The 15,372-nt window shown below is 38.4% G+C and carries 11 protein-coding genes and 1 pseudogene; 11 read left to right on the forward strand and 1 reads right to left on the reverse strand.

Features of this window, described 5'->3' with window-relative positions:
- Positions 1-134: 134 nt before the first annotated feature.
- The 9 genes from htpG (at position 135) to VB711_RS04425 (ending at position 13,015) form a co-directional block, all read left to right on the forward strand.
- Positions 135-2,108, forward strand: a complete 1,974-nt coding sequence (gene htpG / locus VB711_RS04385; protein WP_323284508.1) for a molecular chaperone HtpG — start codon at positions 135-137, stop codon at positions 2,106-2,108.
- Between the two features lie 133 nt (positions 2,109-2,241).
- Positions 2,242-2,478: a 50S ribosomal protein L28 gene (rpmB, locus tag VB711_RS04390; protein WP_323284509.1), complete on the forward strand. Its 237-nt coding sequence runs from the start codon at positions 2,242-2,244 to the stop codon at positions 2,476-2,478.
- A gap of 406 nt (positions 2,479-2,884) precedes the next feature.
- A complete protein-coding gene (gene hpsA / locus VB711_RS04395; RefSeq protein ID WP_323284510.1) occupies positions 2,885-7,597 on the forward strand; it encodes a hormogonium polysaccharide biosynthesis protein HpsA in 4,713 nt (1,570 codons plus the stop codon).
- Between the two features lie 329 nt (positions 7,598-7,926).
- Complete coding sequence (hpsB, locus tag VB711_RS04400) at positions 7,927-8,646, forward strand: hormogonium polysaccharide secretion pseudopilin HpsB (protein WP_323284511.1); 720 nt, start codon at positions 7,927-7,929, stop codon at positions 8,644-8,646.
- Between the two features lie 148 nt (positions 8,647-8,794).
- Positions 8,795-9,784, forward strand: a complete 990-nt coding sequence (gene hpsC, locus VB711_RS04405) for a hormogonium polysaccharide secretion pseudopilin HpsC (protein ID WP_323284512.1) — start codon at positions 8,795-8,797, stop codon at positions 9,782-9,784.
- 25 nt (positions 9,785-9,809) lie between these two features.
- On the forward strand, positions 9,810-10,382 hold the full coding sequence (locus VB711_RS04410) for a prepilin-type N-terminal cleavage/methylation domain-containing protein (protein WP_323284513.1): 573 nt from the start codon (positions 9,810-9,812) through the stop codon (positions 10,380-10,382).
- Positions 10,383-10,385: 3 nt separating this feature from the next.
- Complete coding sequence (locus tag VB711_RS04415) at positions 10,386-11,066, forward strand: TIGR04282 family arsenosugar biosynthesis glycosyltransferase (RefSeq protein ID WP_323284514.1); 681 nt, start codon at positions 10,386-10,388, stop codon at positions 11,064-11,066.
- A 170-nt stretch (positions 11,067-11,236) separates the two neighbouring features.
- Complete coding sequence (locus VB711_RS04420) at positions 11,237-12,088, forward strand: HpsJ family protein (RefSeq protein ID WP_323284515.1); 852 nt, start codon at positions 11,237-11,239, stop codon at positions 12,086-12,088.
- A gap of 102 nt (positions 12,089-12,190) precedes the next feature.
- Entirely contained in the window at positions 12,191-13,015 is an 825-nt protein-coding gene (locus VB711_RS04425; RefSeq protein WP_323284517.1) for a glycosyltransferase family 2 protein, read from the forward strand.
- A 131-nt stretch (positions 13,016-13,146) separates the two neighbouring features.
- Here VB711_RS04425 and VB711_RS04430 read toward each other — a convergent pair whose 3' ends face one another.
- A complete protein-coding gene (locus VB711_RS04430) occupies positions 13,147-13,632 on the reverse strand; it encodes a hypothetical protein (RefSeq protein ID WP_323284518.1) in 486 nt (161 codons plus the stop codon).
- A 415-nt stretch (positions 13,633-14,047) separates the two neighbouring features.
- Between VB711_RS04430 and nusB the strand changes: the two genes are divergently transcribed.
- The gene (nusB, locus tag VB711_RS04435) at positions 14,048-14,689 is read left to right on the forward strand and encodes a transcription antitermination factor NusB (RefSeq protein WP_323284519.1); all 642 of its coding nucleotides are present in this window, start codon (positions 14,048-14,050) and stop codon (positions 14,687-14,689) included.
- A gap of 453 nt (positions 14,690-15,142) precedes the next feature.
- Positions 15,143-15,372: pseudogene (locus VB711_RS04440) on the forward strand (signal recognition particle-docking protein FtsY); the annotation flags it as partial.

The following is a 15,372-nucleotide window of genomic DNA, read 5'->3' on the forward strand; positions in this document are numbered from 1 at the left end:
GTAGGTGACTCTCTGTTAGACGCTGGTAGTGTAATCCGAATCATAATTAAGAGGTATTCCTTACCTGCAAACAGACAGAATCATGCAAAATTAATTCTCAGAATTATTTCTGCAACTAAAACAGACGGATAACTATGTTAGAACAAGGCACCATCAGTATACATACCGAAAATATTTTCCCAATTATCAAGAAGTCGCTTTACTCAGATCATCAAATCTTCTTGCGGGAACTGGTATCCAACTCGGTTGATGCCATCGAAAAATTAAAAATGGTGTCCCGCGCTGGAGAATACAATGGAGACATCGGTGAACCAGAAATTACCATTGCCATTGATAAAAACAACAAAACCCTCTCCTTTACCGATAATGGAATTGGGATGACAGCAGAGGAAGTAAAAAAATACATTAATCAAGTTGCCTTTTCTAGTGCAGAAGAATTTATTCACAAATATGAAGGCAAATCTGACCAACCAATTATCGGACATTTTGGTTTAGGTTTCTACTCTTCCTTCATGGTGGCGCAAAAAGTCGAAATTGATACCCTCTCTTACCAAGAAGGTTCACAAGCTGTTCACTGGACTTGTGATGGTTCTCCAGCTTTTACCCTAGAGGAATCTCCCCGCACAACTCGCGGAACTACTATTACTCTAACTCTGGCAGGGGAAGAAGAAGAATTTTTAGAATCAGCACGAATTAAGAATCTTGTCAAGACATTCTGCGATTTCATGCCAGTACCAATTAAATTGGATGGTGAAGTATTAAATAGACAAAAAGCTCCTTGGCGTGAATCTAGCAGCAGTTTGACTCAAGAGGATTACTTAGAATTTTACCGCTATTTGTACCCTTTCCAAGAAGAACCTCTATTGTGGGTGCATTTGAATACCGATTATCCCTTTATTATTAACGGGATTTTGTATTTCCCCAAAATGCGGCCGGATGTGGATGTCACCAAGGGACAGATTAAACTATTCTGTAATCAGGTGTTCGTCAGCGATAACTGTGAAGAGATAATTCCCCAGTTCTTGATGCCCATGCGGGGAGTGATTGATAGTAGTGATATACCTTTGAACGTTTCTCGCAGCGCTTTACAGGGCGATCGCACAGTGCGGAAAATAGGAGATTATATTGCCAAAAAAGTGGGCGATCGCTTAAAGGAACTATACCGCGAAAGCCGTCAACAATACATCAGCACTTGGAAAGATTTAGGAACTTTCGTTAAATTTGGCGTTCTCAACGACGAGAAATTTAAAAAGCAAGTGGAAGACATCATCATCTTCCGTAGCACCCTCAAACAAGAAGCTAAAACCGCGAACACTCCAGCAGTTGAAGTTCAAACCCAAGAAGGTGATCTTTGGCAAGATGCGACCCTACATGATAGCACACCAAGCATACCCTACACAACCCTGAAAGAATATCTAGAACGCAACAAAGAACGCCACGAAAATCGTGTTTTTTACAGCACCGACGAAGCCAGCCAAGCCACCTACATCGAACTACACAAAAACCAAGGCTTAGAAGTCCTATTCATGGACTCCTTCATTGATACCCACTTTATCAACTTCCTAGAACAAGAATATCGGGATGTCAAATTTACGCGGGTAGATTCAGATTTAGATAATACCCTGTTAGAAAAAGACAAAGCCGATGAAATAGTTGACCCCAAAACCAACAAAACCAAGAACGAAACCATCAAAGAACTATTTGAAAAAGCACTCAACAAACCCAGATTAAATATCCGCACCGAAGCCTTAAAATCTGACGATGCCCAAGGAACACCACCCGCAATGGTGTTGTTACCAGAAATTCTCCGTCGTCTGCGGGAAATGAACGCCATGATGCAGCAACAAAACGCCGATTTCCCCGAAGATCATATTTTGCTAGTTAACACCGCTCATCCCTTGATTCAGAACCTAACCTATCTCAACCAAGGTACAATCATTCAAGGTGACGGTCAATCAGCAACCAACCCCTTGGTAAATATGATTTGTCAGCACGTCTACGATTTAGCACTGATGTCTCAAAAAGGTTTTGACGCTGAAGGAATGAAATCCTTTGTCGAACGTTCCAACAACGTACTAACCAAATTGACAGAACAAGCTAGTAAATAGTTAACACCCAAATCTACCCACATCCCCGACTTCTCAAAGAAATCGGGGATCTATAATTCTGATCTCCCATTCTTTACTTAAAGCCCTTAGAATAGGGAGGCTGTAGTGAAAAACTAATCTGGAGATACTTGTAATGTCCCGTCGCTGTGAATTAACTGGTAAAAAGGCCAATAACGCCTTTGCAATTTCCCACTCTCACCGTCGTACCAAACGCCTACAACACGCTAACCTACAAGAAAAACGTATTTGGTGGGCTGGTGGTAATCGCTGGGTGAAAATGAAACTTTCTACTAAAGCTATTAAAACCCTAGATACCAAAGGTTTAGAAGCCATGGCTAAAGAAGCTGGTATTAACCTCAACCATTTCTAAGGAATTTTCAATTTTAATATTTGCGGTAGCAACCTTCCCAACAGGGGAGGTTTTCAATTTTTTACCAGGATTTTCTCTTTATTGATAGTTTTATAAGTAAAACTGGGTATCATAAGATAGTCCTCTTAACACTAACTTCATATTCATAAAATAGTGTTGAAAAAATAGTCAACGCCACAAACCCACTGCGTAAATATGCTATAGTCTCCCAAAGTTCAATTGTATAATTTGCCAAAATTCAGTAATTTCCAGATGAGAATGCAGATTCAACCGACGTTATAATTTAATCACGACTACGAACAATATACATTTAGGCTGTTACCTAAGAAGGAACTAAATAGCCACATATTTTTAATAAAAAAATATACATCTACACACCAATCAATCAACTTACAGGGCAGTATCTATGTCTACCAAATATCAGCCGTTTAGAGCAATCAAAAAAGTATTCAAGCAACTGGGCAAGAAGTTCTTAGCCACAGTTAAAAAACAAATAATTTGGCTACTCCGAAGTATTGCTGGCCTTAAAAAACAACAAAACTCTACAAATGCTGGATTTGTGTTACCAACCTTAGCAATGGTATCACTGGTTGTAGTTTTGTTGAGTGGTAGTATTATGTTACGTTCCTTTGAACGGGCTAAAAATGCTAGTAACGTGCGCGTTAACGAAGCCGTAATCAATGCCGCTACACCAGCAATTGATCGGAGTAGGGCAAAACTCAACAAACTATTTGATGAGCCAACTTTACCACGAGTTACACCATCAGATAAGAGACTATATAAGGTTTTAGTAGATAAATTAAATCAATATACCTTTGGGGATGAAGTTGCACTAACTTTAGATTCTAAAGAATCTACTTGTACAAATAAAACCGTAGATAATGCGCCAGAATGTTTTCTGAGAACCGCATGGAGATTTCCTGTTGATACAGACAGTAACGGGAAGTTTGATAGTTATACCATTTATGGGATTTACTTTAATAATCCACCAGTTGTTAACAATGCCTATTCTGAGGCTAGAACTCCTGTACAAGCTAGGGCTTTACCCATGGCCTCCGGTGAAGTTGGTGGACAATGTACTAATGCAACAGGTAGCGCGTCTTTGATTAACTCTAACGGCTGGATTAGATATGAAGGCAGCAAGTTTAAAAAAGCGATTTTTGTTTATACCGCAACTGTTCCCCTAACTAATAGTGCCAGTTTACCCAACACTACCAACTATGAGATTTATCAAGGGAATAAAAGTTTTTCTGCGGTGGAATATCAACAAGATAGGTCGCAAATAATCCCGGCTGATGCAGTTGTTTATGAAGATGATATAGAACTAATTCCTGGTCCTGCTTTTAATTTGAATGGACGAGTTTTTACCAACAGTAATTTTCTGACATTTGTCCCATCTGAAGAAATACGTTTGTATCAAATTAGTGGACTAGGCTCTTGTTTCTACAAACCCGAAAATGCCAAAATTATTATCGGTGGTAATTTAGCTCAGGGTGGATTTACTACTGATACTGATCAAGCATCAAGGTCCACTCAAATTGATTTATTCAAACCAGACGATTCAAACCCAGACACAGACGATAGCCCAGTAAAAACCGGACTGGTTAGTTCCTATAAGAATAGTGCGCCTAGAGATGTTGCCTACAATAATTTAGCTTATGTACAACGGGTAAATCGCTTAGTTCAAGCGCATATAGCTTCTGGTGAGGCAGACCCAACGGAAGTTGAAGATGGTATTGAGAATAAAAAAGATAGACTAAAAGAATTTAGTTCTATTACTACCTTTACTACAGCCGAAACAGCAGCTATCCGCAGAGAACAGCTAGAACTTTATTTTAAAAATCGTACCCGTCGTGTACCTTTTAAAGAAATTCCCTTTGGGACAGTAAATGCACTAGTTGGTGGAATTAATAATTCAGTTGACTACTCTACAACTAGCCCCCTGCAAGGTAGTGGTGATACACTACGTCCTGTAGATGATTGGAGCTATCCCCTTGCTCCAGCTAATGGTAAAGATCACGCACAGTATTCTAAGTTAGAACTCAATTTGAATAGTAACAAACTAGAACCAAAAGCCACTAAGCCGGATATACAAAACACTGAAAATGGCGGAAGAGAGGATTATGTTGGGGATAGAGTTATTATCGGGAATAATTTACCTTATATTTGGTGGAACGGGACGAGTAGCGAAGGAGAGTTTGTCAGTGCTAACCCAAGCAATACTCAAAAAATTGAGGGTGTTTTTTGGGAGGTTGGTAGTGTTGATGATGAGGATTATCGTACTCGTTATTCCACCGTCAAACAGCTTGCTGATGTAGGTTCAATTGATAGAAATGGAACTTGGGAACTAGCGGCGGCAGAAGTTCCAGTAGATGCAGAAGAACCGATTGGTGGGTTACGGGTTATTACTGGGGCTGGGATTTATTTGCGTGAGGCTGATACTGCGGCAACTACTACCTTTCCGGGAGCAGAAGCAGTTTGGCCGGATTTGATGCCAATGAATCCACCAAGCACCGCAGAAGTGAGGAACCCCTATTCGTTTTATGACCCAGAACTCAGATTTGAATCAATTGTACGTCCAGCGACTGTGCCGCGTTTAAAGATGCGGGCTACGGCTGTTTATCATTACAAATCTAGTGGCTATGATGAGACAAATCCCACACCAATAGCTTGTATTAGTAGCTTTTATGACCCAACTAACGCAACCACAGCAAAAAATCAGAATGGACTACCTTGGAATGCCAATGCTTCTGGTCAATCGAATAGTGGGATTGTTTATGGACCACCTACTAGAACTGAGAGTAACTATTCAGCTTTACTAGCTTACCAAGCAGGTTTAACATATCAAGGTCGTTCCATAGATGATGGCTTATTAAGTAAAGCCTTAGCAAAAACAGCCGCAAATCGGACTCTCTCAGAAAAGTCTACTATTGATGCTCAGATTTGTGCCTTACAAATAATGGATGGTACTATTTCTGTTGCTACCAGTCCCCCTGTTCCCCACGGTGCAATTTTTGAAACTGCGTTTTTAGATGGTAGACAAGTAAAGACGGTTCACACTGATACAATCACATCTGATATATTGTACGATCGCCCTTTACAAGATAGACAACCTTTAGAAATTCGAGCTACAGTATTAGACTTGAATTTGCTCAGAGGAAAAACAATTGGTAATGCAACTCCATCTCAAGAATATTTACTACCCAATAGTGGGATTATCTATGCTACTCGTAATGATGCACTACTGGATTTGAGCGCTGGTAATACAGATCAGGGCAAGTTAGAAAGCCCACTAGATTATATTCTTGATCCAACTCGCCGACCGAATGCAATTATGCTGATTAACGGGCAAGAACTTGGGCGAGAAACTAACTACAGAAACGTAGAGAAGGGACTGACTTTAGCGACTAATTTACCGACTTACATTAAAGGTGACTTTAATCTGCATACTCAGACGGAATTTAAGGATGAACCAGCTAATATTTGGACTACTGCCGATTTCTACAGTGGAAAACGTGGAGATTCAGCCAACCAAAATCCTAACTTTGCCTGTCGTCCCAATGACCCCAGACTCCCAAGTTGTACAGTTGGCGATAAATGGCGGCCAGCTACAGTTTTAACAGATGCCATTACCCTACTTTCTAATAATTTTAGGGAAGGTTTCCGTAATGAGGGGTATTATGATCAAAACTTTGTCGAAGTTTCAAATAAAGATCAAATAAAATGGCCTGGCTATTTTAATCCTACTGAATCTTATTCTCTTGATAGAAATGGAGATGGGGTTCTAGATACTATAAACTATACCAGTCTATACGGAGCAATAGTGGATAGGTATAATTCCGCTGGTCAAGTTACAGAAACGGACGGTGTCAAGTTTGATAATCAGGGGAAAGTTATAGATTTTGTCACTGATGTGACAGGAGATGCAACAACTACAGGATTTCAGGGTAGTAGTTACTTAACTAATTTCGTTTCACCAATTGTCAGACCAACAAAAGCTAAGGAATATTTGCTGGAAATATGCGATCCTACTCCTTCAGTAACAGCGTGTGACAATCCATTTAATTGGGTTATTACTACAAAATATACTAAAACAGATTGGAATGGTTATGATGCTGCAACTAAGTTGGCTAAATGGAAAAGTGAGAGAGATCCTACTCCTACTAATACTGATTTTGTAGTTGGAAAATCAATAAACGATGTACGCACAGGATCTATTACCAAAACTCCTACTGATGGTTGGGAAAATTCCAACTTCTTACGCAGGATAGCTTATAAACGCGATACCACCACTGGTAATTTATCTGTTGCTACAGATATAGATATAACTGCTTTTGGGATTAATTCATCTGGCAATGTCCAGGAATATGCTCAAAGGACATTAGACCCAGGATTTCCACCCACGGTTGCATCACAACCAAGAAATGCAAGAATAACAATTTCAGGAGGTAGTCAACGTGATATTATTGCACCTTGGATTAAGTCTTCTATAAGCACAAGTAATCCTCAGGTTGTGGAGTTTCAACCAGTTTTACAAATCAATGCGCCCGAAAAGGATATTGATGCCAGAGAAAACCCCCCGTTGAAACTTTTAGATGATTCAGGTAGTCCTCTACGGAAAAACTGGTTACAACCAGCTATGGATACTACTTTCAATTTAGTGATGGTAACTGGAGATACACCAGCACGTCCAGAAGAAGATAATGGGGGTTTGCACTACTTACCAAGGTTTCTAGAACACTGGAATGGTAAGTTAAAAGCTACAATCAGTGGTGCTTTTATGCAGACGAGAAAAAGTCGCTATGCTACTGGACCAATTTATGCAGCTTTAGAAAATAATTCTACTGACTTCCGTTACAGAATTTCTCCTAATGGCGGTAGAACTCCTTTTCTTTTTGCTCCAGTTCGTAGCTGGGGATATGATGTGGGGCTGTTATCTCAATCACCTGATTTATTTGCCCAAAAATTAGTAGAATCATTCTCAGGAGATGAATATTTCCGGGAGGTTGGTCGAGATGACGAATGGGTGGAAACCTTGTTATGTGCCAAAACTAATCAAACTGGTACTCCTTATGCAATTACAGATCCAGACCAAAGACCTAGTATTTGTAAAGCATAGGTACTTTTAGTGTTGCGTTCAAGGGGTCTGGGTTTAGCAGCTACGCAACATACGTGTCAACTTAACATGAAACTCTTGTAATGCCGTTATATCAAACTTATTCAGTTCCCCAACAATCAAGAAGAACCTCACCCCCGCTTTTGCTAAAGCAAAATCTCCCCTCCCCTGCGAGGGGAGGGGATTAAGGGGTGGGGTAATACGTTTGTGGGACAATGATTAGAGCCTAAGTTGACACCAATGAGCAATGCTAAACCCCTACATATAAATTACAAATTGGGATAATTTTTTAAATTTCCAGTCCCTGAATGATGATCAAAAGGAGATTCACAATGATTAAAGCTAAAAAGTGTGGTGATGGTGATTCTGGTTTTACGGTGATTGAGTCTATGATGGCCATGGTTTTGGCTTCTCTTTTAATGATAGCGATCGCTCCTGTTCTGGCCTTCTCAGTTGCCACCCGTCTGCAAACTCGCAGGGTAGAACAAGCAAACGCAGCCGCAAAAACTTTTTTAGATGCTATTCGGGGTGGTGCAGTTAAGATAGAAGATGTAGCTATTGTCAAACAACTCGCAGCCCCTACTACAGATGAACCACGAAATCTGACCGCTACACCAACAGACTATTTAATTAGCTCAACGGATATGCCCGCACCTACCACATCTGTGGGTTTATTTTGTGTCTTAAAAGATGGAACAGTTAATAAAAAAGTAGATAGTAGTTCAACAGTTTGTGATACTAACAGGCTCTTTTATGTTCAAGCCGGTCGTATAGCTCAAGGTAGTGGTAGAAATGATGGTTCTCGTTTAGCAATTCGTCTCTATAGAGATGATGTAGATTTCACCGACACTCTACTAGCCAGCACTAGCACAACTAAAAAGACCCAAACAACTTACACCAGTGGTATAGGCTCAAAACAAACACCACTAATAGAAATGTCTACAGATGTGGCTATAACAAGAATAAACACCGTAATTACTAAAAGTTCTACTAAATTTATTAGTTTATGCAGACGGCTGGGTACAGTTCATGCAGATGGTTGTGAGTTTTAGGACTTACGCAAGGTTAACGTATTTTCGTCATTGTAAGGTTTATGTAGCAATTTCAAATCCTGATCTTTCCTATCCTGTGCATAAGTCCTGAATTTAAATCAATTTTAGTTGTTAATGTGTATCCATGAAATAAAAAGGAAGTTATGAGATGAAGAGTAAAATAGGATTAAATTTTAAAAATAGAATAAATCATTCAATCGGTATTCGAGAAAATTCTGGCTTTACAATGATTGAGTTGTTAGTGGCCTTAATTATATCTTTTGCTGTGATCACCCCATTACTAGCAATGATGGTAAGCATTATGAACACAGAACAAAAAGAACAAGCAAAGATGTTTTCTGAGCAAGAAATTCAAACGGCATTAAATTATATTTCCCGTGACTTACAACAAGCAGTGTATATTTATGACGAAACAGGGGTTAAAGCTATTAGAAGCCAATTGCCTGGTCCAACTGCTACCGATAGATTTCCTGTGTTAGTATTTTGGAAACGGGAATTAGTTAGCGATGCAATTACTGCCCCTGACAATGGGAAAGATGATGCTTTTGTTTACTCTTTAGTTGCTTATTATATTATTAAAGAGAGTAGCACTATTTGGTCTAACGCTGCCCGTATTGGTAGATGGGAAATTAAGGATGGAGTGAAAGTTAGTAGTGGTACATTGGCTTGTTCTGGCTACACGGAAAGATATGTCGATAGTAATCATTGTCCTGATGCAGGATTTAAACTTTTTAATATCAATTCAGTCGGTAATATAACGAGTATCATGAATAAATGGAAAAAAAAAGAGAGTGTTGATTACACACAGGGTATACAAGTATTAGTTGATTATATTGATGGAACTACAACCACAAATACACCAGCAGCAACTTGTCCCCCTAATACAACAGACCCTAAAGTTACATGGTCGAAAATCACCCCGGCTAGTTTTGGTACTGCCGATATTAATAAAATGACTGGTTTTTATAGTTGCGTCGATAGAGTGAATACAACTGCACAGATATTTGTGCGGGGTAATGCAATAGCCAGGATTGATAATAATGTCAATAACATGAACTATAGTGACGGTACAAAGACTTATTTTCCTACTGCAAATACAAGAGTTGAAGGACGGGGAGCTTTGTTTAAATCAAATTAGTTAAATAAATTAAGAGGATAGACCAATGAATGCTAACGATCAAATCAAACAATTAAGCATTAAACTGTTATATTGCTACAGCAGGAATCGAAAAAACAGCCAGCAATTGGTAATTAAATCGACTCAACAAGATGCTGGGTTTAATTTAATAGAATTGCTGATTACCATAGCAATGGTAGGAATTTTATCAGCAGTGGCTTTACCTAGTTGGGTAGAGTTTATTAATGCTCGCCGCTTAAATTCTGCTCGTAGTGAAGTGCAAGGTGCCATACGTGAAGCCCGGGATTTAGCTAAGAACAAAAAATTAACTTGGCAAGCCAGCTTTAGAACGGTAAATAATGTTGCTCAGTGGGCAGTTCATAATGCTAAGGATACAAGTCCGACCTGGAATAAGTTGGATTCTAATGTAGTTTTAGCATCAAATTTGAGTACAGCGAATGGTGTTAGTAAAATCCAGTTTGGATTTGATGGTGATGTTAAGGGTCAATTAGGAAAGGTGACTTTATCAAGTAAATCTGGTGGAAAAACTAAGCGTTGTGTGATTGTTTCCACTCTTTTGGGGGCAATGAGAACAGCAAAAGATATTGGTTGTGATTAAGAAATGGAGGAATTACCCGATCGCATTCAACAACTACTAGAGTCTGGAGTGGTAGATCAGGATTTAGTTATTTCTAAACAACAACTAATTATTTTTACTCGCTATCCAGAACCAGGTAAGACTAAAACCCGACTGATACCTGCTTTGGGTGAAGTTGGTGCGGCTGATTTGCAAAGACAGATGACCGAACAGACTATCTTTGAGGCCAGAGAATTACAAAAAATATTTTCTATCTCTCTGGAAGTGCGGTTTGTTGGTGGTACTTGGGAATTGATGCAAAATTGGCTGGGGTCAGATTTATTGTATCATGACCAGGGGGAAGGGGATTTGGGTTCGCGCTTAGGGCGATCGCTCATGGCCGCTTTTAACCAAAATGCCGAACAAGTGGTGATTATTGGTAGTGATTGTCCTGGACTAAATTCCCAGATTTTAGCGATCGCTTTTGAAAAACTCGCCGTTTTTGACTTGGTACTCGGTCCAGCCCTGGATGGCGGTTATTACTTAATTGGTTTGCGTCAGCCAATTCCAGAATTATTTTCTAATATTGATTGGGGAACAGATAAAGTATTACAAAGTACGGTAGATATTGCCAAAACACTGAATTTATCTCTATTTTACCTACCACCTCTAGCCGATATAGACCTTCCAGAAGATATAGAACATTGGAAACAACAGCAAAAATAGATTTTTTGTATTATCATACACTAATGGATTTACGGCAGTATGTGGGAAAATCTAAAAAATAGTAGTTCAACACCAAAATGCTATAAATTTTTACTAGAATAACTTACCGTTCACGCGAACAAGATTCAAGTAACTTTAAATATAGCGATCGCTCTCAAGTTGGAAAAAATATGGTTAATCGTGCGCCTTCCCTCAACCTCTCTCTCTCGCTCAAATTGGTTGGTATAGTCTGTATATTGTCCTTTTTGCTAGATTTTGCATTCTTGTTGTTTCCCGTCCAAGCAACAGATAAACTATGGCAAATAAATTTGGCTAGAAATTTAGTAGAACGGGGTATCGTTCCTCTAGTCGGCTTGGGAATTTTACTGGCAGCTTATTGGCTTGATAGTATGGATCAGAAAGACCAGCCAGAAGTTGTAGACTTGAAACTACCAGCTTTTATACTGTCTAGTATTTTAGGGTTGATATTTTTGCTCATTGTTCCCTTACATCTCAACACCGTCAATCAACTCAAAGTTGAAACTACAGAACGAATCAACACCGAAGCAAATCAATTAGAAGCGCAAGTTAACAACCAATTAGAACAAGTACAAAACCAGTTAGGTAACAATCAAATCAAAGAAGCTGTAGAAAGACAACGCCTAGCATTAAAAGACCAATTAACTACTCAATTAAATGAAGTTGTTAAAAGTGAAATAAGATATAATCAAGCACTGCAAAACAATCAAATACCACCTGAACAGAAAGACCTCATCAAGGCTTATAAACTCAACCCTAAAGCCCTAGATGAATTTATAGCCAGACAAACTGATCCTGAACAACTGGCAAAGCAAAGAATAACTCAAGTGCGTACTCAAAAAGAACAGAGATTACAACAAACTCAACAAGATGCTTGGAAAGAAGTAAGAATTGGGATTAGTAGTTTTCTGTTGTCTATTGCTTACATAATCATCGGTTGGACGGGATTAAGAGGCATGAATGTTCTGCAAAATAGCTCTAAACGTAGGGCTACAATCCGTTAAGTATATATGGCAGCAAGGACAGATTAAAAAAATAGTTTTTGATAGCTCCTACTGCCATTTGTTTTTATTTTGAATCTTAACTAAATAACTATCAAAACCAAGATGTTATCCATTTATATACTGACCTATAACGAAGAAATAGATATTGCTGCTTGTATTGAATCTGCAATGCTATCAGATGATATTATTGTAGTTGATTCGTGCAGTAGCGATCGCACTGTGGAAATTGCCAGTCTCTATCCCGTGCGAGTTGTTCAACACCCCTTTGAAAGCCACGGAAAACAACGCACCTGGATGTTAGAATCTATTCCCCCCAAATACGAATGGATCTATATTCTAGAAGCCGATGAGCGCATGACACCAGAATTATTTACCGAATGTTTAAACGCAACTAAAAATCCCGACAACATCGGTTACTACGTTGCAGAAAGAGTTATATTTATGGATCATTGGATTCGTTATAGCACCCAATATCCTCGTTATCAATTACGTCTCTTTCGTCACGGTAAGGTTTGGTTTACAGATTATGGTCACACAGAACGGGAAGTTTGTGACGGTACAACTAGCTTTTTAACAGAAACCTATCCCCATTACACTTGTAGCAAAGGTTTAACACGTTGGATTGAAAAACACAACCGCTATTCAACTGACGAAGCCAAAGAAACTTTATATCAAATAGAAAATGGCAAAGTAGGCTGGAAAGATTTATTATTTGGTAAATCGGAAGTTGAAAAACGCCGCGCACTCAAAGACTTATCCTTACGTTTACCCTTTAGGCCAGTCCTCCGCTTCTTTTATATGTATTTTCTATTAGGTGGTTGCTTAGATGGATCTGCCGGTTTAGCCTGGTGTACTTTACAAGCATTCTATGAATACCTGATTTTGCTCAAAGTTTGGGAACTAAAACATTTAAATAGGGTTGGCTGAAAAAGTCCTTTCGTTAGGGCTAGGAGTCAGGGCTTTGGTTTCCATTACAATGAACTTTTAAAGTTAGTTTTTTATTTTTACCTAACCTTTCTTTAGAATGAAAAGCTTGTTAGTCTGTTTTATTCCTATGATTAGAGTAAAGACAAAATTTCTTTTGCCCTTTTAATTTTAGACGTATCTAAGGGTCTTGATCGTAATTCTTCTATTTCAACGTTTATTTCTTCTGATTCTATTAAATCTATAATTGCATTATTTTGATTTTCGAGGTTTTTAACAAGTAACTTCAATTGCTTTTTGATTTCCTTATCTTTACGGTTAAAGGTTTGTTTATTTCTTGTCTTTTCAGATAAGAAATTCTTTAAGTTTTTGATTACTTCTTCAATAACCTTTTGGTTATTTCTAAGCTCATCAATTTTTAATTCTGTACGATATTCCCAGTCAAGTTCAATTTTTTCTGTAATGTATATTGAATTTCTGTTTAGCTCACATAATAAATTTTCAAATGATCCTGTTGCAGAATTTTCTACTGGATAAAAATTTGTATCCTGTAGCCCAATTCGAGATTTTTTTGGTAATTCTTGTATTAATTTAGAAGCTTCGTATTCTAGTGTAAGCATTTTGATATGCTTTTTTCTTATTGTTTTACCTGTCCTTATCATCTCTATACTACACTTACAACTTCTAAAAATTCACGAAATAATCTTTAAAATTAATACTATTTTTTATTCTCCTGTTAATTGCTGGTTAAGTGATGTAGAGACTAAAAAAAACTAGCAAGATAGGAGACGGGGATAGTAAGCAGCACAAAACCAGGGACTACTTATATGACCCCTTTTTATGGGTTTTGGGTGGATTTCCTTCACCTGAGTAAAATTTGTCAATGGGTAAGTTCTATAAAAAATCAAGGTTTCACGCATCTAGCAAAAATATTAAGAAATATATATAATTATTGTTTGAATATGTCAAAATTGATAAACTTACAAGTTTGTCACTTTTGCTTAATTATTCCACCCACCATCACCCCCATCCCCTATGCGACCCCGTAAACCCCAGCAAATAGCCCGTGAATTGGCGCTTTTAAGCCTCAGCCAATTACCAGTTAACCGCAAAAAATTAGAGACATTGCCAGATGATCAGTTAGTATCTAAATTGGTGTTAGGAGCAGTACGCACCTTAACTACAGAAGTGCAAGATACTTTAAATAACGCTGCTGGAGAACTGCAACGTAGTAACGATCGCCTTTTAACCAGTCAAACTAGGGCATCAGATTTAAATACAGCCCGGACAATGCTCCAGGAAGCGATCGCTTGTACTCAAATAGCCATCAATCAATTAGGTAGTGCTGTTGATTTTCCTGAATTGATTCAATTAGCCAATCAAGACAAAGAAGTACGCAATTACGCCAAAGAATTGATTATCACTGTTAACGGACACCGTACTGCCATCGATCAAATAATTTCTGAAGCCTTAGTAGATTGGCAAGTAACTCGTCTAGCGCAAATAGACCGAGATATACTGCAAATAGCTGTGGCCGAAATGAATTTTATGTCAGTTCCAGCTAGTATTGCCATCAACGAAGCAGTAGAATTAGCGAAACGCTACAGTGGGGAAGAAGGACATCGTTTTATTAATGGAGTTCTTCGTCGGGTTACAGAACAGAAACAACCGGCTTAATTAACATTGCGTAAATCTTGCTCTTTAAAATTAGACAATAGGTAACAACAAAAAAGTTTCAACTATATTCATCATCAAGGTTATACTGCACGCGGAGCTAAATTGCATTTTTATAATTCCATAAGTAGGGGTTTAGCAATGCTAAATCCTTACAGGTTTCGGGTTAGTCTGCTAAATAACCACTGTCTGAATCAGGATGTCCAGGATTAAAGGATTAACAGGATGAAGACTAGGATTTTATCACCAATTGAGCATCGCTAAACCCCTACCCACAGAATCAAATAATTAAGTCGTGTTTAGTATAGCCCCAACTAAATAACTAGCGACTTACGTTAAATAGCTCAATCAATGGAAATTTGTAAAAAACCTAATCTGTATCTGTAAGCTTTTTGATTTAATTAAGAATAACCCAAAGCTTTCCAGTTAATCCTATAACAACTAAACACTATTACAATGGCTTTTAATTGGTTTCGTCGTCCCAGTAATGATTCTTCTGACTCCTCCGCAGAACCAGAAACAGTTGTAGAGACTTCATCTGAACCAGAAACTCAACCAGAAACAGTTGTAGAATCTACACCAGACACATCTGAGTTGTTGGCGTTTGCTAAAGCAGCTTACAAGAATATTCAACAAAAACAACAATCTCAAACGGCAGAAGTTCCCGTTACAGAAACAACTCAACC

Origin of the sequence: Cronbergia sp. UHCC 0137, assembly GCF_034932285.1 — a bacterium.
Lineage (GTDB): Bacteria > Cyanobacteriota > Cyanobacteriia > Cyanobacteriales > Nostocaceae > Cronbergia.